The sequence below is a fragment of the Nostoc sp. genome, from assembly GCF_036917415.1.
In the GTDB taxonomy this organism is placed as follows: domain Bacteria; phylum Cyanobacteriota; class Cyanobacteriia; order Cyanobacteriales; family Nostocaceae; genus Nostoc.
Map to the genome: position 1 here is coordinate 19,921 of NZ_JBALDJ010000114.1, position 25,121 is coordinate 45,041.

Annotated in this window: 17 protein-coding genes; 14 read left to right on the plus strand and 3 right to left on the minus strand. The window is 41.5% G+C overall.

Features of this window, described 5'->3' with window-relative positions; translation table 11 throughout:
- The first annotated feature begins 109 nt into the window (after nucleotides 1-109).
- The 3 genes from V7K41_RS25480 (at nucleotide 110) to V7K41_RS25490 (ending at nucleotide 3,586) form a co-directional block, all read left to right on the plus strand.
- A complete protein-coding gene (locus V7K41_RS25480; protein WP_334853200.1) occupies nucleotides 110-946 on the plus strand; it encodes an alpha/beta fold hydrolase in 837 nt (278 codons plus the stop codon).
- Nucleotides 947-1,218: 272 nt separating this feature from the next.
- A complete protein-coding gene (locus tag V7K41_RS25485; protein ID WP_334852716.1) occupies nucleotides 1,219-2,940 on the plus strand; it encodes a serine/threonine-protein kinase in 1,722 nt (573 codons plus the stop codon).
- A 331-nt stretch (nucleotides 2,941-3,271) separates the two neighbouring features.
- Nucleotides 3,272-3,586, plus strand: coding sequence for a YkvA family protein (locus tag V7K41_RS25490; protein ID WP_334852718.1), 315 nt, complete (start codon nucleotides 3,272-3,274; stop codon nucleotides 3,584-3,586).
- 98 nt (nucleotides 3,587-3,684) lie between these two features.
- On the opposite strand, the gene V7K41_RS25495 is transcribed toward V7K41_RS25490, so the two are convergent.
- Both V7K41_RS25495 and V7K41_RS25500 read right to left on the minus strand, forming a co-directional pair.
- On the minus strand, nucleotides 3,685-4,062 hold the full coding sequence (locus tag V7K41_RS25495; RefSeq protein ID WP_334852720.1) for a GxxExxY protein: 378 nt from the start codon (nucleotides 4,060-4,062) through the stop codon (nucleotides 3,685-3,687).
- 41 nt (nucleotides 4,063-4,103) lie between these two features.
- A complete protein-coding gene (locus tag V7K41_RS25500; RefSeq protein ID WP_334852722.1) occupies nucleotides 4,104-7,310 on the minus strand; it encodes a glycoside hydrolase family 15 protein in 3,207 nt (1,068 codons plus the stop codon).
- Between the two features lie 306 nt (nucleotides 7,311-7,616).
- On the opposite strand from V7K41_RS25500, the gene V7K41_RS25505 reads away from it, so the two are divergent.
- The 11 genes from V7K41_RS25505 to V7K41_RS25550 all read left to right on the plus strand — a co-directional run bounded on the left by V7K41_RS25505 (nucleotide 7,617) and on the right by V7K41_RS25550 (nucleotide 23,650).
- Nucleotides 7,617-7,802, plus strand: a complete 186-nt coding sequence (locus tag V7K41_RS25505) for a ribbon-helix-helix protein, CopG family (protein WP_094328789.1) — start codon at nucleotides 7,617-7,619, stop codon at nucleotides 7,800-7,802.
- Nucleotides 7,802-7,984, plus strand: coding sequence for a DUF6888 family protein (locus tag V7K41_RS33010; protein WP_334921756.1), 183 nt, complete (start codon nucleotides 7,802-7,804; stop codon nucleotides 7,982-7,984). The genes V7K41_RS25505 and V7K41_RS33010 overlap by 1 nt, the downstream gene beginning before the upstream one ends.
- On the plus strand, nucleotides 7,981-8,178 hold the full coding sequence (locus V7K41_RS25510; protein WP_094341389.1) for a DUF6887 family protein: 198 nt from the start codon (nucleotides 7,981-7,983) through the stop codon (nucleotides 8,176-8,178). The genes V7K41_RS33010 and V7K41_RS25510 overlap by 4 nt, the downstream gene beginning before the upstream one ends.
- A gap of 491 nt (nucleotides 8,179-8,669) precedes the next feature.
- Complete coding sequence (locus V7K41_RS25515; protein ID WP_334852724.1) at nucleotides 8,670-9,566, plus strand: hypothetical protein; 897 nt, start codon at nucleotides 8,670-8,672, stop codon at nucleotides 9,564-9,566.
- Nucleotides 9,567-9,592: 26 nt separating this feature from the next.
- Complete coding sequence (locus V7K41_RS25520) at nucleotides 9,593-10,906, plus strand: hypothetical protein (protein ID WP_334852726.1); 1,314 nt, start codon at nucleotides 9,593-9,595, stop codon at nucleotides 10,904-10,906.
- Nucleotides 10,899-16,736: a DEAD/DEAH box helicase gene (locus tag V7K41_RS25525; protein ID WP_334852728.1), complete on the plus strand. Its 5,838-nt coding sequence runs from the start codon at nucleotides 10,899-10,901 to the stop codon at nucleotides 16,734-16,736. The genes V7K41_RS25520 and V7K41_RS25525 overlap by 8 nt, the downstream gene beginning before the upstream one ends.
- Nucleotides 16,737-17,926: 1,190 nt before the next feature.
- Nucleotides 17,927-19,048 carry a glycosyltransferase gene (locus V7K41_RS25530; protein WP_334852730.1) on the plus strand — a complete coding sequence of 374 codons (1,122 nt, stop codon included), beginning with the start codon at nucleotides 17,927-17,929 and terminating at the stop codon, nucleotides 19,046-19,048.
- Nucleotides 19,049-19,627: 579 nt separating this feature from the next.
- On the plus strand, nucleotides 19,628-20,980 hold the full coding sequence (mgtE, locus tag V7K41_RS25535) for a magnesium transporter (RefSeq protein ID WP_334852732.1): 1,353 nt from the start codon (nucleotides 19,628-19,630) through the stop codon (nucleotides 20,978-20,980).
- 7 nt (nucleotides 20,981-20,987) lie between these two features.
- Nucleotides 20,988-21,629, plus strand: coding sequence for an O-methyltransferase (locus tag V7K41_RS25540; protein WP_334852734.1), 642 nt, complete (start codon nucleotides 20,988-20,990; stop codon nucleotides 21,627-21,629).
- A 374-nt stretch (nucleotides 21,630-22,003) separates the two neighbouring features.
- Nucleotides 22,004-23,038, plus strand: coding sequence for an aspartate carbamoyltransferase catalytic subunit (locus V7K41_RS25545; protein ID WP_334852736.1), 1,035 nt, complete (start codon nucleotides 22,004-22,006; stop codon nucleotides 23,036-23,038).
- A gap of 171 nt (nucleotides 23,039-23,209) precedes the next feature.
- Nucleotides 23,210-23,650, plus strand: a complete 441-nt coding sequence (locus tag V7K41_RS25550) for a pentapeptide repeat-containing protein (RefSeq protein ID WP_104907237.1) — start codon at nucleotides 23,210-23,212, stop codon at nucleotides 23,648-23,650.
- A 65-nt stretch (nucleotides 23,651-23,715) separates the two neighbouring features.
- On the opposite strand, the gene V7K41_RS25555 is transcribed toward V7K41_RS25550, so the two are convergent.
- On the minus strand, nucleotides 23,716-25,056 hold the full coding sequence (locus V7K41_RS25555) for a TldD/PmbA family protein (protein ID WP_334852738.1): 1,341 nt from the start codon (nucleotides 25,054-25,056) through the stop codon (nucleotides 23,716-23,718).
- Nucleotides 25,057-25,121: the final 65 nt, after the last annotated feature.

The window sequence follows — 25,121 nt, forward strand, 5'->3', positions numbered from 1 at the left end:
CTTCTCCCTCATCTCCCCCTGCTTCCCCTGCTCCCCCTGCTCCCCACTCCCCCATCTTCTTTCGCAGTACCATATAAACGCAAAACTATCTACGGCTGGATGTGCAATGATGCCTGTACGTCAAACTTTATCAAAGCCTGATATCCAACTTTCTTATTTAGAATGGAATCAAGGTCAAGAACCTTTACTGCTGTTACATGGCTTAGGCGATCATGCCCTGGTGTGGTCTAGTTTAGGAGATTACTTGGCGGGACACTACCACATAGTTGCGCCAGATATGCGCGGACATGGCCAAAGTAGTAAGCCAGAAATAGATTATAGCTTTGAGAGTGCGATCGCAGACCTTGAAGCGCTTATGGATAGTCTTGGATGGACTTTTGCCCATATTGTAAGTCACTCTTGGACAGGTAAATTAGCCGTCATCTGGGCAAGACAAAACCCAAAGCGTTTACGGAGTATAATTCTCGTCGATCCGATTTTTATCTGGAAAATGCCCAGTCTTTTCAGCGTAACTTTCCCAATGTTATATCGCTTTTTGCCTTTTCTTAAAAGCATGGGGCCCTTTGCTAGTCAAGAAGAAGCCGAACAACAAGCACGGCAATTAAAGCAATATCAAGGATGGACTTCCTTACAAGAGCAAGTCTTCCAAGCAGGAATAGAACAAAAACCCGATGGAAGTTGGGGCAGCAAATTTACCATAGCCGCCCGCGACGGAATTTTTGAGGCAGTAATGCAAGTGCCTGGTTTTACAATTCCCCTTGACACTGCGGCTTTATTCGTCCAACCACAACAAGGACTGAACCGCCAAAATTGGCAAATTCAACCTTACAAAACTTATCTTCAAAACTTACGTATCTGCCAAGTTCCCGGCAATCATTGGCCGTTTTTAACACAACCAGAGGCATTTAACCAAACTGTGGCAGCTTTCTTGGCTGAACACAAATAAAAAATCTCATGATTATTGGACGGGATTATCATACAGCATCAGAAGAATTAATAGGAGCGATGTCTAGGGGGATTGGGCATTGGGTATGGGGCATAGGGGATTGGGCATTGGGCACAAGAGGCAGAGGGGCAGAGGGGAAAAACTTACTGCAACTTCTCCTCTGCTCCCCTGCTCCCCTGCTTTTCCACTCCCTCATCTCCTGCACTCCCCCACTCCCCATTCCCCATTACCCCTTATCCCCAGAGGGGCCCCACCTTCCCCACTCCCCTGTCATGAGCCTTTGTATCAATCCCGTTTGCCCTAAACCAAATCACCCGAATAATCAGCAAAACCGCTTTTGTCAAAGTTGTGGTTCCCATCTAGAATTGCTAGGACGTTATCGGGTGACGTGCTTGTTGAGTGACAAAACAGGTTTTAGTAAAGTTTATGAGGCATACGAACAAGATACCCCCAAAATTCTCAAAATACTCAAAGAAGATTTATCAGACAACGCCCAAGCAGTAGAACTATTTCAGCAAGAAGTAACGGTGTTGGGACAACTCAAGCATCCTGGAATTCCCAAAGAAGATAGTTACTTTCAGTATCAAACCCGAAATGGTTTAGTGTTGCATTGCATTGCAATGGAAAAAATTGATGGCTACAACTTAGAACAATGGCTACACCAACAAAATAGCCCCATATCCCAAGAACAAACCATAGACTGGTTGAGACAGTTAACAGAAATTTTGGATGTAGTGCATAGCAAACAGTACCTACATCGAGATATTAAGCCATCTAACATCATGCTTAGATCCCCCCTTGAGAAGGATTGGGGGAATCTAGTACTGATTGATTTTGGCACCGCCAGTGAAATTAATAAAACCTACCAAGACCAACTAAGCAACGGCGACAAGATGACAGCACTTATGTCATCTGGCTACAGCGCCCCAGAACAAATGAATGGTCAAGCAGTACCGCAGTCAGATTTCTTTGCTTTGGGACGCACTTTTGTATTTTTGCTGACAGGATATCATCCTTTGGAGATGTATGATGTCCAGCAAAATTTGTTGCACTGGCAAAATCATGCTACCCATATTTCACCCTTACTATTGAATTTAATTGATTGGCTAACAGCGTCAGATATAGAAAAACGTCCTGCCAGTACTCAAGAAATTTTGTATTCCCTAGAAAAAATCGAAACTCAATTAACAGACACGACTCCGACAAATAGTAATATCCTAGAATCTTCTAACCTTGAACATTTAACTGAAGATATTAATAACAATTCATTACCTCCAAATAAGCAGCCGGAAAAAGTGCCGATATTAGCATTTTTTGCAGTTTTATTAGTAGTATTAGGATTACTTAGTATAGTGGCTTTAGCCACGCGAAAATCAGATTTTTCCGAAACATCTTATTACAGACAATATCCAGAAAAAAAAGGTAATATCGATTATTTTTCTTATCAAGAAGGTAGGGATAGTCAGGGAAGGATAGCTGAGTTTAATATAGCGGTTTTATCACTAAAATATAAATGGTTTTTAAATAGTAAATTTCAAATTAAATACAATGATGAAATTATTAGTGTTGACCTTTTGAAGTTGAACTTAGAACAAGAAGGTATAGAGAATATAATGGAAGCTCCCAATGAGATTATCTCTATTGGCACAGCTTCTTGTAAAGGTGATAGATTAGTTCAAGAACGTGTGGCTTTAGAACGTTCTAAACAAATACAACTTTTGGTTAAAAATTTATTTATTAATACCCCAAGAGTCAAAAGTTATCGCTTATTGAATTTGGGTCAATTTCAACGGAGTGATTGTCAGGCAAATCAGGATTTAACGACATATCAGACAAGTGTAATAATTATTGGTGTTAAAAGAGAATCATCAGGTGTTATTGTTGACGAGGCGCTACGAAATAGGTTAGAAAAGAAACCTTTTGCTGATTTTAAATTAGAAGATTATTCTTTGGGGTCTGCACAGAAGTTCAAGACTATACCGAGTAATTTATAAAATCTCTAGCAAAGTACAATCAGTACATAGGCATATCTCTTATGGGTAGAGCAGCAGATATCAGCACCAAGCGATTAATCAGCCTTGCACCCGAAAATTGGGTAAAAAAGGAGAAAAGCTTTGAATCTTACTCGCCAACGCTAGTAGGAAAGGGGTTGTTCTTGTTCGGTCTTTATTGGACTCATGTCTGTTTAGGATGAACCCGCTACCTACTTATTTATCTTTGTTGACAAATTACTAGTAGCGTCTTCCTAACTAACTAGGACGGTTATTCGCACCGTGAGTTTTTAGCATAATTTGTCAAAATAAAAGATAACTGGAGGTTCAAAATATGAAATTTTCAATCCAATCACTTTACACCTGGTATCGCAGTGTACTTCGTAACCCCAAATACCGTTGGTGGGTAATTTTAGGAACGTTGGTCTATTTAATCAGCCCATTTGATGTTCTCCCAGATTTTATACCCGTTGTGGGACAGATTGATGATGTTTTCCTCTTGACTCTGCTAGTTAGTGAGGTGTCTGGGCTAGTGATTGAAGGCTGGAAAGCTCGTAAGGGTGAGGTGGGTACTGAAGTACCTAATACTCCAGAGGGTTCTACTTCCACTGCAAGCACTGTTGATGTTGATGCTGTTTCTGTTAAGTAGTTTTAATAAAACCCCTGCTTTTGGAATCTGAGGTGGGGGATATTTTTTTTCAACGCAAAGGGACGCAAAGGGAAGCGCAGAGGTTCGCAAAGGGGGAGTTAGAGGTTGTTGGCTACGCGTTTAATACCTTCCTTGAGGTGGAGGACGTTAAAGTTGAGCAGAAGACCTAGTTTGCAATTTGCGAGTTTGAGATAGCTTAAAAGTTGAACGGAATGAATCGGGTGGAAGGATTCTACAGATTTAATCTCTACAATTACTTGGTTTTCGACAATCAAATCTAATCGATAAACGCATTCCAATTGCACATCTTGGTAAACCAAAGGCAATGGAATTTGCTTACCAACATTCAATCCGGCTTTCTTCAACTCATAATCCAAGCACTCCTCATAAGCCGACTCCAATAAACCAGGCCCCAAAGCAGTATGCACCCTGATCGCACAACCAATAATCACCCCACTCAACTCATTCTCTCTCATCCTCTGCGTTCCTCTGCGCTTCCCTTTGCGCCCCTCTGCGTTTAAAAATCTTTCACAAACTCCGTCAAGAACCTGAATGCCTTCAAAATATAACTAGCGCAATCTCTAGGAGAAGTATTGTAAAACGATCGCCACGCACTCGCCTTATCCTCATCATAGCGATCGCTACGTTGACTATGATTCTCTAACCACGCCAATCGCACTGCATGACCGATTAACACATCAAACACAATATATCCTTCAATTTGCAGCTTGGGATTATTTGCTGCGATCGCTCCTAATTCGATTAATGCTTCAATATTAACTTGGCGATATTCTGGAGCTTCAATTTTATTCAACAGATGCTCAACTAACAGAGCAAAATTTCTTTCCCCCGCTGTCATTTCCGACAGCATTATTTCACTATCTAAACGATTGCGGCGCTCTAGTTTATCACCAATTACTAGACCTTTGCAATGTTGCATTAATAGCCAAATTTGCTTAAAAAATTCTTTTGGTACGCGCCCTGTCGCACCCTCGGCTTGGCGAAATCGCCGCCACCCACCCGGCGGAACTTCTATCCCTTCGGCGATTCCTGGTAAAACCACCCAAGCAATATCACTTTCTTTTTGTTTGACGTGGAGTGATTCTTGCTGACGTAATAGGTTACTCATGCCAGTATATCCAGTTAATACCTGACGCAAGCGCATTTTCACTTTAAAGGGTGAAAGTTGCATTAAGCGATCGTAAGCTTCATCTTGAGTGACGTGTAATTCCCGCGCTAGTTCGCTGGTTATCAACAGGATGAGATAGCCGACTCTCAAGGTTAGTAGTCCCTTGAATAGTTCCGGTTCTGAGCGAATTAAAATACCAACATAGATTAAAATCTCTTGAGTGAGGACGCGATCGCGTATATCTTCACGACAAAAATGATTAATTTTATCGGCAATTTCATCGTGGGACATGGGTACGCTAATCAAGGACGCTTCACTGTAAGCTTTACCCACAGCAATTTGCTTACCTCGCACCAAAATACTCGTGACTGCATCTGATAAACTGATATCAACCATTTGCCGTAACCCCGCAGCCCGACGCACTACTGCCCAAATGCCTAAATCTCCAGCTTTGGTGTAAACTTCATCGAGCAAATCGCCTACAGTGACAGGATATCCTGGCCCACCGTACCCTGTATCAAATTTCATTCCTTGCAAGCGAGTTAAAGTTTGCAATAACTCAATTTGTTCGTAAATATTCTCTGAGGAGCGCAAATGAGAAAGTAATAACCCAAAGTTGGTTTCACACTCCATTTGAAATTCTTGGGTATGCCCTAAGCGCCAGTTTTTCTCAGGATGATACGCTAAATAATAGCAACGTGGGCTAGCATTTTTTACTGGTGATTGCGAGAATTCTGCATTGGGTAGAAAATCAATTCTTTGGATTCCAGCTGTTAGCATTAACTGATTTAGCCGCCCTAATTTCACTCGTACACCGTTACAAACTCCATCTTTGAGTTCTTGCATCAGTTCTAGTAATGCCTCAGAACCACTTTCTAACATGGTATGCGTCAACATTAAAGTCAGAGTAGGACGCCCTAAATCGCTCCAATATTTTTGAATGTAAGCTAGTTCGCTTCTAATTTGATCCAGCAAAAAATGGTAATCAAGGGTTAAGTAAAACTGTTGAGAATCAGAAAATGAAGGCAAAAACACAATTGTTTCACCGCTAATCCGAAATATTCTAGATGTTGTCAAACTCCGCAGCCGCCGCACTGGCCGCCCAGTTAAACCAAGTTTGTTATTACGTCCAATTTGGGTATAAATAGCTGAAAATTCTCCAGCTTTTCTCACTTGAATCGGTTCTACTTGAGTAGGCGTTTGTGCTTCAATTCCGTGAACTTCTAGTTTCGTTTGTAAATCTTCATCTTCTGCTAACAAGGCAATTTGTACCAATGCCTCGCGCTGTTTGCCCACACACAAATGTCTTCCCAAAGGGTCGATATCACCAACCGCTAGTAACCCTTCACTCAACATTTCACCGAGAAAATATAAACTCTGCGCCCACACCAAGGGAATATTTTCATTGGGTAAACGTGGCTGCGTTTGGGGTGCTAACTTTTCTGCCTCTATGTTTTCTGCTGGAACATAATAAAGTTCTGGCAATAAACGCAAGCCATTTTGTTCTATGAGTAATGATTCTAAAAGCTTTTGATATTTTTTAACTTGTTCTTGTTCGCCGCGAAATAATCCATCTAAAACTAAATAAGTGAAAAATAACGGCCATTCGCATTCAATATGCTCAAATTGCTTGAGTTCCCACGGTTCGTAGTGCAAGCGGTGATGATCTTCTAAAACGGTTTGGTGTCCGTCACGCAGAAAACGTTTGCAGCCGTATTTACCAGCAAGTTTATTGATAATATCGTTTAAAGTGCGATCGCGTAACTCCAAATCTTCCACTGCAAAGGCAGGATAACTAATAATACTTAACAGCGCTGCATCAATTTCTTTAGAACCAGATTCTCTCGGTAATAAGGATTCTAAGGTAATCCGGGCGCGGGCGATTTCATCTGGTAGCACATGAATTACCGATGCTTGACTACCACGCACACCAAACAAATCCAGTCCATTGATAGCTTCTAAAGCAGCTTTTGCCATGCCTACAGAACTGGCATTTAACTCAGCACTACCACGATTAATTTTATTCCCACGTTCCCAAATGCCGTAATCTGGTGTGCGGTAAGCTCGTCCAATGTAGTAAACTAAATTTTGGACGAAATTCACTTCATCAATGCTATAAATTATTTGCAATCCTGCTGCCGTCATTTGCGCCAATATCAGCAAAAATATAGATGTGGCATCAAGTTGCAAATGTCCCCATTTGTCATCACCAACAACAATGTCACCAGTCGCGGTATTATATTTGGCGTGCAGTCCATCTAGTAGCGACTGAGTATGTTTAAATGTCTCTACTTTATGAGCCTGTCGCATCATTGCAAATAGCAACCCGCGCATCAGTTTGATGACGCTGTGTTCTAGTTCATAGGTGCGTCCTTCGTCGTCGTCAATCTTGCGGTATGCAAGTCCTAAACCCCAAACTGCCAAAATGCTGTAAACATTGTCTCGCACCCAGGCATCTGTATAATCGCCGTGGGCTGTAATCGCTGTGCTTGCGGGTAGTAAACCCGTAATTGGATTCTGGCGAGTCAGTACGATCGTTTTGATTTGCTGGTAGTAATAGTCTAGACGAGCTAGCAATTTGGTAGATGTTTTCATGGTTTGGTTCAGAACTACTTGCAGAATTCAACCCTGTGACTGTGAAGTGAATTACCTAAACCAAGCCAGAATAAGTTCTGTAATAGGTTGGTGGGACAACAGCTAAGGGTGGTGTGAGCTTATTATTATCTCCTGTTAATACGCCTCTGGGTACTGAATTTTAGCGATTTTATTTCGGCGTGGCACTGGCGAAATAGTGAAAAATTGGGGAGATTTTTGGGTGTGGTCAGAATTACGTGCTACAGAGTGCAATCTAGGGGATATGAGCTAGTATGCTAGCAGAACAGCAGATTAACTTTTTTCATCATGGAAACTCGAATTAACAAACGCACCCACAGCGATTACACCCAAAGTGCTGCCTATCTGCCCAAGGATTTAGTTAAAATTTTCAAACAGCTAGCTCTTGAGTTAGAAATAGGGCACAGTGAGGCAATGGAAGAAGCTGTCAGGATGTGGTGTGATGCGGCAATCAAAAAGGTAAGTCAACCTTGATGAGGTATCCTACACCCAAACAAAATTTGATTTGTTTTATCCTCTGCCAAAACCTCACAACGTTTCTACTACCTATCTTTATAGTCAGATTAGATGAACGAAGAGGAGACATCTATATCTTGGCTGGTGATGAAACTGGTATTGTAATTAACCCTAATGGTAAATGGAGATACGACGAATGACCAAGCCTAAGTTTGCAGCAATGAGTAAAATAGAGTTAAAACGTTATTTATTAGAGAATCGTAATGATACAGAAGCTTTTCACGCTCTAATGGATAAAATTAACGCTGAACCTAACCCAAAGTTTTATACCATAGATGAAATTGGTGAACTGGAAAAACTAATAGAAGCAAAACGGACACGAGAAAATCTCTAAAAATTACCGAAGAAAAGCAGAGGGCAGTTCTTGCTGGAGGCAGGAGGAAGAAAATATATTTTTTGCCCTCTGCCAAACGGGTTTAACACAGTCAGAAATACAGCTAATTTTTAGTCATGGGTTAGAAAATGACCGCGATCGCAAACGAAAATATGATATTTGTTCAAATCTTCATGAATGTGAGTAAAATTTTATACTTTCACTTTCAGCTTTTTAAGGCATAACGAATTCTTTTTGTTGATAATTTAACCTAGATAGACGAGTAGTAGTTTCAGTTAAATTACGTATGCATTAGTGACTATTATAACTTTATAATATTTTTTAGGTTGGAAATAAAATATTTGATTGAGTGGCGAAGCAAACAGCAAGCCCTCATCAATGATTACCTGTGTTATAAAACATCATTTCCAATTAAATTTTTAAGTGCCTACTTACATTATAAAAATTATCACCAATCATGGTGATTTAACGAGCGCTTGCACTAAACCCGAATGGCGAATTATACAGATTGGAATCAGGCTTTAATTGATTATTTTATCAAAGGTACACCACACGGTACAAAAATTTATTTGAGCGTTGATGAAGATGTAATAGAACGTATTGGCTATCATTTTGGGCAATTATCTACAAGTGGTACTTGGGTTAATGACTTCTGCACAGCAGTGAGAAGAAAAGTCATCTTTGAGGGACAAATTACTTCTCCAGATAATTTAGATTACCTAATTTTACCTTCTCGTGACTTTTGGATACTAATTCCCGATCCGGAAAATCCTGATTCTGGAGCTTATGCATCTTGGGAAGCCCCATCATTAGGTACTCAGTTTATCCTCCTATGCAAACAAGAATTACTCAATGATATTCAACGCTTGCAAGATGAGCATTTACTAAAGTCGAGTTGTACACCTCAACCGATATTTAATAATTCTGGATGGGTAGAACTTCAGCAGTGCATGGTTGTTTCTCAAGCTTGGGATGGAGTCTTTATCAAAAATCAAACTCTTAAGTATGCTTTGCAACCAAGTGTCAAATTATCAATCAGTTTTTCTAGCGGTTTGCGCGTACCAAAAATTGGCGCTTGGCTTCTGAATCATAGCCCACAAATTACTATTTTTGGTTTTTATTCAACCGCAGAATTAAAAGTAACTCGATTATCAGATAATCAGACAATTCTGGAGAGTCAACAAAGTACAAATACTTTTATAACGCTTGATTTTGCTCATCCTGGGGATTACCTAATTGAGGCGACTTTTGCAGGTGAATCGAGTCAGCGTTTAGTCAAGATTGTAAATTGGAATTATCTAGACATAGAAAAATATGTGCATCGGGAAGTGATGCAAATTAATTCTGCATATCATATTTTTGGCAGTGTAATTGAGCAAGGTTGTTAAATTCTTTAGAGTCATCAGGGTGTATCATGCCACAAGTACAAAGATGGTATACAGGATTTTCTTATCGCGGAAATCCACAAGACCTCATCAAGCAAATTTCTGAACAAGTACAGCGTCATAATCTTACTAAATTAGTGCCGATTTTACGAGTAGAAAAGGGTATAAAATCTCGAAAGCCTTTTTATTTCTTCCTAGCAATTGAAAGTCACCAAGTCGGTCAATTGCCTACAGAATTGCAAGCAAGTCTACTGAAGTTATCGTTTTTCCAATGTCCAATTAAAAATAGTCGGGGCTTCACTTATGAACAGATAAAACCTATGGTTGGTGTAGCTCATGATGTTTATGATTATACTAGCCCTATTCCTTATCAACCGAGACAAAATATCAGTACTGACAACCCGTTTGATTTCACAGAATTACACTCTATTAATCATGCTGATGCTGATTGGGTGAAACCTTCCCAAAATAGCGATCGCTTCCTATACTGGTTATCAACCCTCGGCAATGGTAGCTGGGAATCCTTTCAAAAAAGCTGCAACGCACTCCAACTTGAGGAACCTAAACGCATCTTACGACGGTTGCGCTTATTAGGACATCTTGAATCTTCACTAGACGGTTCCAGATGGTCGGCGGCTCCTTCAGCTATTGTAAAAATTAACTCGTATGATACCGGATTTATACTGTGTGGTCAACGCAGTATTGGCTTAATAAAACAATTAGAAGAATATGGTATTGTAGCATCTATTACTCCTCAACCCAGAGGGGAAGCACCACCGTGCATTCAACTGGTGGTGAATAACCCTGATGCGATCGCAAATAATTTTCCAATCATCAATGCGGGTGAAGTATCCACACGACTTGCCCAAATTCTACCTGATATCGCTACTTGGCAGCAAAATCTCAGGAATATGCCAGGAATTGTGCCGAGTCGGTGGGAATGGAAGCACTTTGACGGTGATGATTTTGAAATCTGCGGTATTCCTCACGAAACAGGGATGTATCAGATGTGTGATGAAAACCGAAACCTCCGCTACACCCTTTTTTACAACCAAAACACTAACACTTGGCATCAAGGCGATTGGTATGGTTTGCGCTTTCTAGCTTTGTATTATCATGGTGCATCTTGCCAAGCTCATTACAATTTTGCTACAAAGTGTTTGGCAATACCAGTAAAGCAGCGCTGGCCTGAACTATATGAACGTGCTTTGGTGCTGGCATCTGGACAACTACCAACATATCAGGGCAAGTGGCTGCTGTATCAAAACGTGAGTGGGGAAGTTGCCCATCAATTGAGTCAAAAGCTAAATGTTAAATATGAAGAGGCATTAATTTGTGCATGACGTAGTTGGAGCGTATCAACGACTTAACCATATTTATCAGCTGTATATTAAAAGTGCCTTTCCACTACGTTATCGCTCTTTAGCGGCAGAACGCGATCGCCTTTTACAACAACCAGGTATTTTAAGCCAACCACCTTTAATTGAACCAGTTCCGATTTACCCTTCATCAGGGAGAGACTTACAAACTGCTGCCAAACAACTGCCTGTAAAATACCATGATTTGGCACAACTGGGAAAAATGCTGTTTGAAGGGGGAATAGAACTTTATCAACACCAATGGGAAAGTTTAGAGTCAGTTTTAATCAACCAAAAAGATTTAGTTGTTACCACTGGTACAGGTTCCGGGAAAACGGAGTGCTTTTTATTGCCATTACTCGCCCATTTAGCATGGGAATCCAGCACTTGGGAGGCAAGTCCGCCTCCACCGAGTAATCATTGCTGGTGGGATGGAATAGGCGATCGCGTATCTCAATGGAAACACGTTAATCGCCCCAAAGCCATGCGGGGCTTGATACTCTATCCCCTCAACGCCTTGGTAGAAGACCAATTGCGACGACTCAGAAAAACCCTGGAAGCGCCAGAAATCCACGATTGGCTAGATAAAGAACGCGGCACAAACCGGATCACCTTTGGGCGTTACACTGGACAAACCCCGATTCCGGGTGAACCAACACCTGATAAAATCAAACGACTGCGAAACGAATTAGATGACTGTGCCAAGCAGCAACAAAATTTACTTCAGGCGAATTTATCTTTAAATCCCGATTTACCTTACTACTTTCCCCGACTTGATGGTGGGGAAATGTGGTCGCGTTGGGATATGCAAGATACTCCACCAGATATTCTAATTACTAACTACTCGATGCTCAACATTATGATGATGCGGAGCATTGAAAACGATATTTTTGATATAACTCGTGACTGGTTGGCAGAACCAAATCATCCAGAACGGCAATTTTTCTTAATTATTGACGAATTACACGCCTATCGTGGCACTCCGGGGACAGAAGTTGCCTATATTTTACGCTTGCTTTTTTCTCGGTTGGGTTTAACACCAGATTCGCCAAAGCTGCGGATAGTCACGACTACAGCAAGTTTGGAAGATAACCCAGAAGGAAGAAAATTCCTGCGCGAATTTTTTGGACGTGATGACAAACAGTTTGCTTTCATTTCTGGACAACAACAACAGCCAAAAGCCAACGCGAGAAAATCTCTGGTTAAATATCAAAGCGCCTTTGCAGAGTTTGCCCAGTCAGTGCAGCCAGATCCATTACAGTCGATGACACAGCCAGATCCAACGGCAAATAGTGTGGCTATGTCTACCTTAGCTAGCAAGTTGGGATACTCCGAATCTGGAATTAGTAAAGAAAAGCAACTCGGTGAGGCTTTAGCGATTGTTGGGGCTGGTGAAGCTTTGCGCGATGCTTGTCAAGAAGTCGATCGCGTTGTTCGCCAACCTAATCAGCCGTCGGTTCGGGCGGCGAAAGTCAAAGATCCAAAGAAACAAAAACATCAAACAGATTTAGATAACGAACTTTTCCCCAACGCTGCGGCTAGTAGTTTGGTATCCGACTCGATGCGGGGACTACTGTTAGCATTGGGGATGTCAAAATTGAGTAACGGGCGATCGCCCCAACCTGTGCGCGGACATTTATTTTTCCACAACTTGCAAAGCCTATGGGCTTGCTGTAACCCCAGTTGTACCCAAATCGATCGAGTTCAGCGACAAAGCGATCCACCTGACTTTTCACAGAATCTAGAAAACCTCTCTCCAAACCTCTCTCCTGCAAGGAGAGAGGCTTTGAATTCTCCCCATTCCCTTGTAGGGAAGGGGGCTGGGGGGTTAGGTTTTCCAGATGACGTGAAAAGACAAAGCGATCCACCAACCATTGGCGCTATCCATGCAAACCATCGCCTTAGCTGCGGTTGTGGTTCCCGCGTTCTCGATTTAATTGTCTGCGAAGTCTGTGGCGATGTCTTTTTAGGAGGATACAAAAGTACTCGCAAGCTAATTAACCAGACGGTAGATATCCTCACGCCAGATCAGCCGAACTTAGAAGGTATACCCGATTTGGTTGTGATGAATCAACGTTACGGCAACTATCGGGTATTTTGGCCATTACCGGGAGAAACACCAGCTTGGACTACACAACCTCAAGTTTTAGAATGGACTGTTGATAAAATAAAACGTCAGTGGGTAAAAGCAAAGTTAGACAAACAAACAGGCGTACTCATTCAGAATGTCACAGCACCAAAAACTGATGAGATTCCAGGGTGGCTGTATCAGGTAAAAGGAGACGATTTAGATCAACCAGCACTACCAACAAAATGTCCCCGATGTGATGCTGACTACGGTAGACGAGAGAAATTCCCAACTCCTTTACGTATCCACCGCACCGGCTTTCAAAAGGCTTGTCAAGTTATTGCTAGTGGATTGTTACGAGAAATGCCAGCACCGTCTCAACAGGGATTAGGTAGTTCTCGCAAGTTGGTAATATTTTCTGATAGTCGCCAAGATGCAGCGAAACTGGCTGCGGGAATGGAACTTGACCATTACCGCGATATGGTGCGTTTGCTACTTATTCAGTCCTTTTATCAATATTGGGATGACCTGATCGCCTTTTTGCGGATTACTGCTGCTAATAACCCAGCCAGTCTTGCGAAATTACAGACTTTAAACGCTAATCTTTATAATGCTGTTGCCCAAGCCGCAAATAATATGACTCGGCGCGATCGCTTTGCTAATGCTAATCCTACCTTAGTTACAGAGGCGCTTTTCTGGGTGATGGGTTTACCCGCTAATAATCAACAGGCGAGTAGTGCATGGCTTAGTTTACTCAAACGCTATCCCGAACGCATTCCTTTGTTGGAATTACGGCAAAAAGTTAGAGATGCTTTATTAGAGTGTGGTATTTGTCCCGGCGGATCGAGTTTTCGCGCCTTGAATTACTTAGTTGGACAAAATCAGGGTCAGCAACGGTATCCTTGGTTTGAATGCTACAACTGGTCTGATAATTCGGTGACGAGAATTTTTCCAGCTACACAAACTCAGGCTGACCATGCCACCCGACTGGAAGATATGCTCACTGCTGAACTAATGAATCCATTGTTCGATCACATGGTACGCACAATGGAGGGTTTTGGGCAAGGGTGGGTCAGCTATCAACCGCTAGAAAATACACCATCTAAAATAATTCAAGCAACTGATGCAGTCATCAGACAATTAGGCATCCGTCGCCGACACCAGTATTCTAAGTTTTTTTACCCTGGAACAGATCACAACTTACCTGGCTTTGCCCAAAAGTACATTGAGTCTACAGGTTTAAAACCTCAAGATATACAACAGCAATTACTCAACTCCCAAGCTGGAATTGCCGCTAGTGGTAGTTTGTCACTAGATCCAAATAAACTTTATTTAATGCTACCGTCGGCCAAAAATCAAGGATATCGGTGCGATCGCTGCAATGCGTTCTATCTACATCCTGCTGCTGGCTTATGTCCTGAATGTAATAGCCGTACTAGCACCAACAAAAATCCTCAGCAACTCACCGCCGGAACACCCACGGGACACTTCGATTATTATACTTATCTGTCTTCAGAAAAATCCGGTCAGCCTTTCCGCATGAACGCCGCCGAGTTAACCGGACAAACTGACCGAGATGAACGGACTAAGCGCCAACGCTGGTTTCAAGACATTTTTATCAATGATGAAATTGCCCGTGTCCAAGGTATCGATCTTTTGAGTGTCACAACTACAATGGAAGCGGGTGTTGATATCGGTGCGCTGTTGGCAGTGATGATGGCAAATATGCCACCCCGTCGCTTCAACTATCAACAGCGAGTTGGTCGCGCTGGTAGACGTTCTGCTGGAGTTGCTTTAGCTGTAACCTTCTGTCGTGGTAGAAGCCACGATGATTTTTACTTCCAACGCCCGGAAAGCATCACAGGCGACCCGCCACCGCCGCCTTATGTCGATATGACAAGCAAACCCATTTTTCGGCGTGTTCTCATTAAGGAAGTCTTGCGGCAAGCCTTTGCACAGACAAATTTTAGTCGAGGTAGCGATAACGTACACGGCGAGTTTGGGAATGTAGCTGATTGGAATAATTACCAACCAGATATTCAAGATTGGCTGCGCGATCGCCAGAATGAGCCAGCTATAATCACTGTATTAGATAGCTTGCGAGTGCAGACAGCCTTACCAAATGCCAGCAATGCTCAAATGTTGAGCTTTCTTCGCTATGATTTAATCCCAGAAATTCAAACAGTTGTGGAAGACGATACTTACACCCAGGATAAATTGAGTGAACGTCTGGCAAATGCTGGGTTATTGCCGATGTTTGGCTTTCCGACGCGGGTGCGATCGCTTTATACCCGCTTTCCCACACGCGCCAACCAATGGCCGCCAACAGAGGGAGTAGTCGATCGCAATCTAGATATTGCCCTCAGCCAATTTGCCCCTCGTTCCCAAACGGTGAAAGATAAAGCTGTGCATACAGCCTGTGGTGTAGTCGAGTTATATCCCCAAGGTAAGAATATAGAATCTAAACCAGGACTTGTACCAGCACTCACCCAAGAGAATAAATCTTTAGGACTTTGTGCTAACTGTCAAGCGGTTATCTACCCATACAAATTGTTAAAAAAACCACATCCAGGAGGTCAGGAACCGCCAAAAGATACCTGTCCAGTCTGCGGGGTGGATGCTTTGCGTTGTCTAGATGCTAGAGAACCCAAAGGATTTTTTACCAACTTACAACCAGAAGACTTTGATGGACAATTTGAGTGGCAACCAAACGCAACCAGACCATCTTTAAGTGTAAATGCTGAGGTAGGCAATGTCCAGCGTATCCTTAACGCTTCCGTTTCTGCATTCAATGACCACATCATTTCTGTGAATGACAACGGCGGTAATGGCGGATTTGACTTTCAAAATGCCTTAATTTATGGTAAGCCCAAACCCGGAGCTTATGCCGTTTCTTCAGATAAGAATAACTCAGTAACTACTTCTGGTGCTGCCTATCGGGTGGCGTTGTTATCTCGGCGGAAAACAGATATTTTGTTGGTAAATATTGAGGAATGGCCTACTGGTGTTTTTGCAGATCCAACTACAGTTATCGGACGTGCGGCTTGGTATTCCTTTGCTTTTTGGTTGCGGGTAGCAGCCGCCACCCAATTAGATGTGGATGCAATGGAGTTGCAAGCTGGGTTCCGATCGCTAGAGCAAAATGGAACTGCGATCGGGCAGGCTTTTTTGTGCGATCATCTAGAAAATGGGGCAGGATATTGTCGGTTTCTGGAAAAACCAAAAGAATTTAAAAAATTGATGGATTTGGCGAATCCCAATATTCTTAATAGCATTGCCAGCAAGTGGATAAATCAGCCACATGGAAACGCCTGTGATACATCATGCAACTTATGTTTGCGAGATTATCAAAACCTTGCTTATCACGGGTTATTAGATTGGCGACTGGCTTTAGATATGGCGCAATTAGTGTTATCAGCCTCATCTGCAATTGATCTCAATTCCCCCAACGGCAGTATTCCAAATCCTTGGAGTGAACTATATCAAGGGATGAATGCACCAATTGCCGCTACCCTGCAACGCCTTGGTTACGGCTTACCCACTCAGTTCGGAACTCTAACTGGCTACGTACACCAAAATCAGAAGCGTCAGACAATATTGATTTTACGCCATCCTCTGTGGCAAGATAACCATCCTGAGTGGATTGCTTCAGTTGCGATCGCTAAAGCTCAAACACCTTACTGCGACTATGAAGTGAAACCTGCCAACCCATTTCTAATTCTCCGTCGTCCAGGTGACTATGCATGAAGTTGCTTGATGCCAAATACTACTTGTATAGATGTAGTAATAGTCCAGGCGAGTTAGCAATTTGGTAGATGTTTTCATGGTTTGATTTAGAACTACTTGCACAATTCAACCCCTTAAAGTAGTGGGTTTCTTGCACTTGGGCTATGGAGAATGGAAGATTGAGATGAGATTCCGTACCGTAGGGTATACAAAAATGTAATCGCCTCTAGAAATATCGATCTCTGCGTGGGTGGAAAAATCCCTCCAAGTAAGTCGAGTCTTAGAAAGAGGAACTCTCAAAAGTGGTCTTGGGAATCCACTATTGATTCGGTGTACTAAATCATATCGTGTCCGGCTAAAGACTTATCATTAGGAGCGCAGAGGTGAGGGATTTTTGGGCTTTCTACATAGATTCGGGAATTATAACTAATTAGCCGGACATAATAGTCAGTGGCGGGATGATGTCAAAAAATCAAGAGTGCCTAACTCCGAAGGATGAGCTTATGCTAGTCTAAACTAAATCACTACTCCCAGGTTATGCTTATGCTGGTATAAACTAAATCATTTTTTTACAAAAATATTTATTAAATAAATATAATTTTAATGTAAATATGTTTTAAAATTGATGTGTTTATGTTAAATATTCAGCAAATAATTGCAGTAAACAAAGGGAGGCTATCCTCAACCCAATCAAGTTTGATAAAAAATAGGGCTTATGCACTGTACAAATAAATCATTTTGTGCATTCACATAAATACCTTGATTCAGTCTTTTACAAACCATATTTTGTTAGTTGTGTAGGCTAGCAAAAATCTAGCTATAAGCCTTGAAAAGCATAGTTGCTATTTTGGCTTCTTTGTTAATGCGTAAGTCATAAAAAATTAATCGGTTTGTTTACATAATAAATATCCTAGTTTGCTTTATTACACTCTAAGATGTTTTCTAAATAATAGTTTCAATAAAAATTATTATTTCACTTACTAATATAAATAATTGATGAAGCCCTGATTGAGAATAATATTGGCTTTAAAAAACTAAAGTTATTATTGTTATTGCTGTTCTGAATAAATCAGGTAATTACCATTTTATCCAACATAGCAGCACATAGAACCGAGGGCGTAAATGTATAACAAATTTAAAAGTTTTTTACCCAATAAATATCTTATTCATTTTTTGGAAAGAGAAACATTAATCTTAAAAGGAGTAACACAATGAAAACAGTTGGGATGTATCGTCGAGCTTATCCGAGAGTATCAGAAACCTTTATTGGAGAGCAAGCGCATAATTTACAAACATATAAACCATTATTTCTTACTTGTAAACTATTAGAAGAAATTCCTTTTGACAGTATTGCTGTTAGTAATAATGATCGATGGAAAATTAAGCAATTATTTCATCTAATTACAGCTTCACCAAATATGTTTGGAAAAGAGGCTGAACTAAAAAATCTAAAATTAATTCACGGACATTTTGGGCCAGATGGTATTTACGCAATGCGATTGGCAGAAAAATTAAATATTCCTTTCATCGTTACATTTTACGGTTTTGATATTACAGTTTCACGTTTATCTATGTGGCTGTCAGGTAATCCGGCATTTTATCAATTTCTTTTGCATGAAGAAGAATTAAAACAAAAAGCATCTAAATTTATTGCTTTTTCTAGTTTCTTGTATAAAAAGATGATTGAATATGGTTATCCTGAAGATAAAATTATTAAACTAAATAGTGGTATAGATTTAGAAAAGTTTGCCCCAGCGAGTGAATCAAAAGATGAAAGATATATTTTATGTGTAGGCAGACATACTGAAAAAAAAGGAATTGATACCCTATTAAAAGCCTTTTCTCAGATTGCCAGTAAGCATCCAGATGTATCAGTTATCCAAATTGGAAATGGCACAATGACTGAAAAATTCAAAACTTTAGCAGATGAGCTTGGTATTAGTAATAGAGTAAATTTTATGGGGGCAAAACCTTATGAAGTAATTCAAAAAACTATGAGAAATGCAGAAATATTTTCTCTACCGAGTCAAACAGCAAAGAACGGTGATAGCGAAGGTTTACCGCTTTCAATATTGGAAGCCGCCGCTTCTGGTTTACCAATAGCTTCTACCTGGCATAGCGCTATCCCTGATGCTATTTTAGATGGAGAAACTGGCTTTTTAGTTGATGAAAAAGACGATCGCTCTCTGGCGGAAAAATTAGATATTCTCTTGTCTGACCGGGCTTTAGCTAAAAGTATGGGTAAAAAAGGACGAGAGTTTATTGGCGAAAATTTTGATATTCGCAAGCAAACTGCCAAGCTAGAAGCTATTTATGATTTAGTAATTAGTTAACGACACTCAAGTAACATAAGACTTACGCACAAGTTACGGAATAACGAACCGCAGAGGCACAGAGAAGCCAGTGCGTTGGGCGGGTTCCCCGACTTGTAGCAACTGGCGCGGCACGGAGAAATCAGAGTTTGAGAGATATTTTGCGTAAGTCCTATAAGAGTATTTCAATTTAGATTACTGAACCTCAAGCATTTGTTAATACGCAGAAGTTTCCTAATCCCTTGTTTGGAGACGACTCTCCTTTTTTTAGCCATCCGTATGGTTATTTATTAGCGATCGCCAGTTATCACAGATTATATAAGTAGCAAAACTTACTACGAACGCAGAATAATTCCCCAAAAAATCCGGGTATTAAGCTAAAAAATGTACATAAAGCTACTAAAAATCTAAAAATTTCTCAGTATCTACCGGAGAGTGCTATTCCGGGTTAGGATGATGACTAGCAATGCTTTGATTTAGCTATCGATATTGAATTGTTGAAATTTTATGGACCATAGTCCACAAGATGGCAGTATCAACCTCCTCTGAGCTGTGGCGAGGAAGTCTCCCAGCGCGGGGGAGACTTAGGAGATATATATTATGCTCACAGAAGATATTCGTGATTTGTTAAGTGATACTACCGATTTAAACCAGTTGAAATGGGATTTAAATCGCTTGCAACCTGTGGATGTGGGAGAATACATTACACAATTGCCTGAACAACAGCGGGCGATCGCATTCCGTTTACTCAACAAAGGTCAGGCAATTAATGTATTTGAATATCTGCCGACAGAGGTACAGGAAGAACTAATTAATTCTCTGCATGATGTCCAGGTGGTGCACCTTGTAGAAGAGATGAGCCCTGACGAACGGGCAGAATTATTTGATGAACTACCTGCTGGGGTAATCAAACGGCTATTGCAAGAACTGAGTCCAGAACAAAGGCAAGCAACAGCAACGATTCTCGGCTATCCAGAAGGTACTGCTGGGCGGGTGATGACAACCGAATATGTCCGGTTGCGGCAAGGATTGACTGTAGGCGAAGCCTTGAGCAAAATCCGCCGTCAGGACGAAGATAAGGAGTCGATTTACTATGCATACGTCACAGATGACAACCGGACGCTGGTGAGAGTAGTTTCACTGCGCCAGTTGCTGTTTACCTTTCCCGATGTTTTCATTAAAGATATTGCTAGCGATCGCGTCATCAAAGTTAGAACTGAAACCCCTCAAGAAGAAGTGGCGCGAATTATGCAGCGTTACGACTTAATCGCGATCCCCGTAGTCGATCGAGAAGACCGATTGGTGGGCATTGTCACCATTGATGATGTCATGGATATTTTGGAAGAGGAAGCCACAGAAGATATCCAAAAACTCGCAGGTGTGAGTGGTGATGAAGCTGCTTTATCCTCTCCCTTACTCACCATCCGCAACCGCTTACCTTGGCTGTTGGGGATCATGGCACTATATATTGGTGCAGCCAGTGCGATCGCGCCTTTTCAATCTGTAATCGCCGCAGTGCCAGTTTTAGCAGTAATCATGCCGATTTTTTCTAACACTGGTGGTACTGTTGGGATTCAATCATTAACGGTGACAATTCGCGGCTTGGGAGTGGGAGAGGTAACACCCAAAGATACCTTAAAAATTCTTCGCAAGGAACTTCTAGCTGGTTTAGGTACAGCTCTTGCTTTAGCTACAACGATGATCCTGCTTTCTTTAATTTGGGCACAACCCCAAGAGCGATGGGTGGCTTTAATTGCCGGAATGGTAATGGCAACTAATACAATTGTGGCCGTTACACTCGGTACTCTACTGCCAATGGGTTTGACACGGCTGAAGCTTGACCCTGCTTTGGTTAGTGGGCCGTTAGTGACTACAATGCTAGATACAATTGGGTTTTTAACGTTCCTCAGCCTAATTTCTTTAGCTTTAAACGTTTTCCATTTACCAAGTTAATGGACGTATGAAAGACCAAGAAAATCTGAAATATCCTAACGTTTTGAAGCACATTCAGGCAGAATCTGAAGCCCTAAATTTTCGTATGGCTTCAGACTCACTGACAGGTTCTTTTTTAAGAACACTTGCTGCGAGCAAACCTGCTGGTATGTTTCTTGAACTGGGCACAGGAACTGGTCTGTCTGCTGCTTGGCTTTTGAACGGTATGGATCGAGAATCCAAGCTAGTCTCAGTTGACCAAGATGACAAAGTGATAGCTGTTGCCAAAAAGTATTTGGGCCAGGATCAGAGAGTGGTTTTCCATACAGAGGACGCGACGATTTTTTTAGGTAAAATAGCTGCTCAAAAGTTTGATTTTATATTCGCTGATGCATGGGTAGGAAAATATAGCTGCCTTGAGGATACGCTCAATTTGCTTAAGTTGGGTGGCTTATACGTTATTGATGATATGTTGCCTCAAGCCATCTGGTCTGAGGATCAATCTTCAAAAGCTAGCCAACTCATTTCAAACTTAGAATCCAGGAGCGATTTGATGCTTTCAAAAATTAACTGGTCTACAGGGTTAGTAGTTGCAGTGAAAGTTAGAGGGCAGACAGCGGCAGGATTACCAAAAGAGCGATTTTTTTCGGGGGAGATGGGCAAAAATTAAGGTGATTTCTGTAATACCTAATCCAATTGACAAACGCTATGTAAATCCTTGATGCTAGAAAGAACAAGTAGCTAGTTTGATACAGGACTTACGCAAAATAATGAAAAAACGAACCGCATAGACGCGAAGCGGCTACTCTTACGAGAACGCTAAGAGCGAACCTGCAGGTTAAGACGCATTCGCGCAGCGTCTCGTCAGAAAAGGACACAAAGGAATGAGAGTTTCAGAGAGTTATTGCGTAAGTCCTAGATAGAAGACGGATGATATCATTTCCTGTGCATCTATAAATTAAAAAGCTGAAGAGACGCGATGTCTGACGACAAGCCGCTTTGCGTCTACGCTCGTATCTCTATCCAGGAAACTAATTGCTATTTATGCCTACTACCACGTGGAATCGTCATCACATTCTTTCCCTAGCTGACTTTACTGCCGCTGAATACGATACAGTTTTGCAAACTGCTGCCTCTTTTCAAGAGGTGCTATCACGGCGGACGAAGAAAGTACCAACCTTGCAGGGACAAGTAGTGGCGAATTTATTTTTTGAATCGTCTACCCGGACTCGTAGCAGTTTTGAACTCGCAGCCAAACGCTTAAGTGCGGATACGCTGAACTTCGCCGCCGCCACATCTTCTATGACTAAAGGAGAAACAATTCTCGACACGGCGAAAACCTATTTGGCTATGGGAACTGATATCATGGTAGTTCGCCATCGAGAGGCAGGAGTACCGAATGCGATCGCGGCTGAAATGGATCGTCTAGGTGTACGAGTTAGCGTCCTGAATGCTGGTGATGGTCAACACGAGCATCCATCCCAAGCACTGTTAGATTTATTTACCATAACTACTTTTATTGACCCAGATCGTCCCCGACTGGAACTTTTAAAGGGGAAAAAGATTGCCATTGTTGGGGATATTCTCCATTCTCGCGTGGCACGATCGAATATTTGGAGTTTAATTGCCAGTGGTGCCGAAGTGCATCTGGCAGCACCACCAACCCTTTTACCTAAATTCTTTGCTGAGTTTATCTCGGAGGAAGTAGAAGGTAGGGGTCAGGAGTCAGAAGTCAGGAGTTATTCTCCCAATCCCCAACTTTTTTTACATTGGCAGTTAGAACCAGCTTTGCAAAATGCCGATTTTGTCATGACTTTGCGCCTGCAAAAGGAACGGATGACGGCTCATTTATTGCCAAGTTTGCGAGAATATCATCAGCTGTTTGGCATTACATGCACAAAACTGCAATTTTGTAAACCTAATGTCAAAGTTTTGCATCCAGGCCCAGTCAACCGTGGTGTTGAAATTAGTTCTGAATTGATGGATGACCCAGAATTTAGTCTGATTCAATCACAAGTTACCAGCGGTGTTGCTGTTCGGATGGCACTCTTGTACCTATTAGGTAGCGGCAAGGCTTAATATAATTTCAGTTGCAAATTTCCTCCCATCGGACTATGTTACAGAAAAATATCTAATCTCATAGAATTTATTACTCTTCCGATCGCATGAGGACAGAATTCTGTAATCTTGGCACACTGGTATCGTAGAAGTTGAGAATTTAATGACTTCTAGAAGTGTCCGAGGTAAATTATGAAACGAATTTTTTTGACGGCAGCAGCCTTACTCAGCACGCTATCCTTAGCTGCTCCCATTCCCGTCAAAGCAGAAAATTCCGCCCCTGTCCGCCGCTTGTTAGAAACTAGAGAATGTTCGGGATGCAATCTAGCAGGAGCTAACCTCAAGGGTGCTCATCTAATCGGTGTTGACTTGAGAAATGCAAATTTAAAAGGAGCTAATCTCGAAGGTGCTAATTTAGAAGGTGCAGATTTAACTGGAGCTAATTTAAAGTCCGCTAATCTCACACAAGCATTTGTTAGCGATACGATGTTAAATAATGCCAATCTTACCAACGTGAATTTAAGTAATTCCCGTTTATATAATAGTGACGTAGATGGCGCTGTTTTAGCTGGTGTTGATTTAAGCGGTGCTGATGTATTTAATACTGCCATTAGCATTGGTGGTGAATACTAATGGTGAATCATGATTTCCAAGTGATGAGTTAAGAGTTAAACTCTTAACTCATCACTTCCTAAGTTTTATTCGCCGGTAATCGATAGTTCATTAACCCAGATTTTCGGGCAAACCCCACCTGGCGTTAACTCTGGCTCTTTTTCTACATAAATAATTGACTTCAAAAGTTCCAAGAAATCGCCAGCAACAGTTGCTGACTCAATACTTGTTCTTTCTCCCTTGTTAACTAGCCAACCATCAAACGGCAAAGAAAAGGAACCTTGCAAGGATTTAACTCCAGCATGGAGAGCTTGTAAATCATCGATAAAAATCACATTTTCAGCAGTTTCTAAACTAAACTCTTGCTCAGGAGTTGCTGTTGAAAATACGTGATAAAAATTGGGACTAACGCTGACTTTTGCGCCAATACTAGCATTACCAGTTGGCTGGGCATTTAACCTTTTAGCAGTGCCAGCACTGTGGAGAAAGCTTGTTAAAACGCCATTTTCAATTAGCGAGATTTGACGAGTGGGGGTCCCTTCGCCATCAAAACTTTCCGCACCAACGTTAGCTGGGTGCAACGCATCATCAAAAACTGAAATCAAAGGAGAAGCAATTTGCTTACCTAAATCATCAGGAGTAGATAGACTTTGATTGTCTAAAATACTTTGGGCATTGAACAAGTTAGAAAAAGCGCCCAACAGACTTAAGAAAGCTTCCGCAGAGAAAACAACTCGATATTTACCAGTTTTGATTTTTTCATAATTCAAGTGACTGATAGTTTTCTCGGCGGTTTCTTTGATGCAACCATTAATATCTAGATTATCTAAATTTTGGTTGATTCTAAAAGCGCCTGCACTGCGCGGCTTTTTGCCATCTTCCTCAGTTTTGCTATACAGATAAACTGATGCCAAAGAGTGAGATTCAGTTCTCACTGCGCCGTCGCTATTGAGATAAAATCTGTCAATATCTCTTTGTGACAAACCATTATAAGGTACACCTTTAATTGCTGGATGAGCCGCTAGTAATTCTTTTTCAGCTACCAACAATTTTTCTATAAGTTCAGCAACAGGTGCTTGGGATGTTTTAGCCTGAGGTTTACTTGAAATCGGAGTAGTAGCCTCTGGACTAAAATCAGGAACATTTTCTTTAACACCAAAGAAACTGGCTTCGTAGGCAGTTTTCAAAGCTAATTCTAGTCCCTTGGAGTCTACATCTGTGGTGCTGGTGACACCCATTGTATTATCTTCATTCCAGACACGAACAGTAACGCCAGAGCGGTTTGAAGCTTTGACCTGTTTTGGCTCACCTTGGTCTACTTGCACGCTAGTGTCATCGACTGTTGAACCATAAATGTCGAATTTCTTAATGCCAAGCTTATCAGCATTGTTCTTGGCAGAATTTGCAATTTCATTGATATTCGGCATAGTCAATTTTGGATTTTGGATTTTCTTGCTCCCTGCTTCAGACTGGGAGTGTAATAATGGAGGGC

What these genes read in the sequence shown, in the direction of transcription:
- V7K41_RS25510 (WP_094341389.1), top strand. Translation starts at nt 7,981, where the DNA reads ATGACCAAGCCTAAGTTTGCAGCAATGAGTAAAATAGAGTTAAAACGT.
- V7K41_RS25500 (WP_334852722.1), bottom strand. Translation starts at nt 7,310, where the DNA reads ATGAAAACATCTACCAAATTGCTAGCTCGTCTAGACTATTACTACCAG.
- V7K41_RS25545 (WP_334852736.1), top strand. Translation starts at nt 22,004, where the DNA reads ATGCCTACTACCACGTGGAATCGTCATCACATTCTTTCCCTAGCTGAC.
- V7K41_RS25480 (WP_334853200.1), top strand. Translation starts at nt 110, where the DNA reads ATGCCTGTACGTCAAACTTTATCAAAGCCTGATATCCAACTTTCTTAT.
- mgtE (WP_334852732.1), top strand. Translation starts at nt 19,628, where the DNA reads ATGCTCACAGAAGATATTCGTGATTTGTTAAGTGATACTACCGATTTA.
- V7K41_RS25555 (WP_334852738.1), bottom strand. Translation starts at nt 25,056, where the DNA reads ATGCCGAATATCAATGAAATTGCAAATTCTGCCAAGAACAATGCTGAT.
- V7K41_RS25515 (WP_334852724.1), top strand. Translation starts at nt 8,670, where the DNA reads ATGGCGAATTATACAGATTGGAATCAGGCTTTAATTGATTATTTTATC.
- V7K41_RS25490 (WP_334852718.1), top strand. Translation starts at nt 3,272, where the DNA reads ATGAAATTTTCAATCCAATCACTTTACACCTGGTATCGCAGTGTACTT.
- V7K41_RS25485 (WP_334852716.1), top strand. Translation starts at nt 1,219, where the DNA reads ATGAGCCTTTGTATCAATCCCGTTTGCCCTAAACCAAATCACCCGAAT.
- V7K41_RS25495 (WP_334852720.1), bottom strand. Translation starts at nt 4,062, where the DNA reads ATGAGAGAGAATGAGTTGAGTGGGGTGATTATTGGTTGTGCGATCAGG.
- V7K41_RS25520 (WP_334852726.1), top strand. Translation starts at nt 9,593, where the DNA reads ATGCCACAAGTACAAAGATGGTATACAGGATTTTCTTATCGCGGAAAT.
- V7K41_RS25505 (WP_094328789.1), top strand. Translation starts at nt 7,617, where the DNA reads ATGGAAACTCGAATTAACAAACGCACCCACAGCGATTACACCCAAAGT.
- V7K41_RS25550 (WP_104907237.1), top strand. Translation starts at nt 23,210, where the DNA reads ATGAAACGAATTTTTTTGACGGCAGCAGCCTTACTCAGCACGCTATCC.
- V7K41_RS33010 (WP_334921756.1), top strand. Translation starts at nt 7,802, where the DNA reads ATGAGGTATCCTACACCCAAACAAAATTTGATTTGTTTTATCCTCTGC.
- V7K41_RS25540 (WP_334852734.1), top strand. Translation starts at nt 20,988, where the DNA reads ATGAAAGACCAAGAAAATCTGAAATATCCTAACGTTTTGAAGCACATT.
- V7K41_RS25530 (WP_334852730.1), top strand. Translation starts at nt 17,927, where the DNA reads ATGAAAACAGTTGGGATGTATCGTCGAGCTTATCCGAGAGTATCAGAA.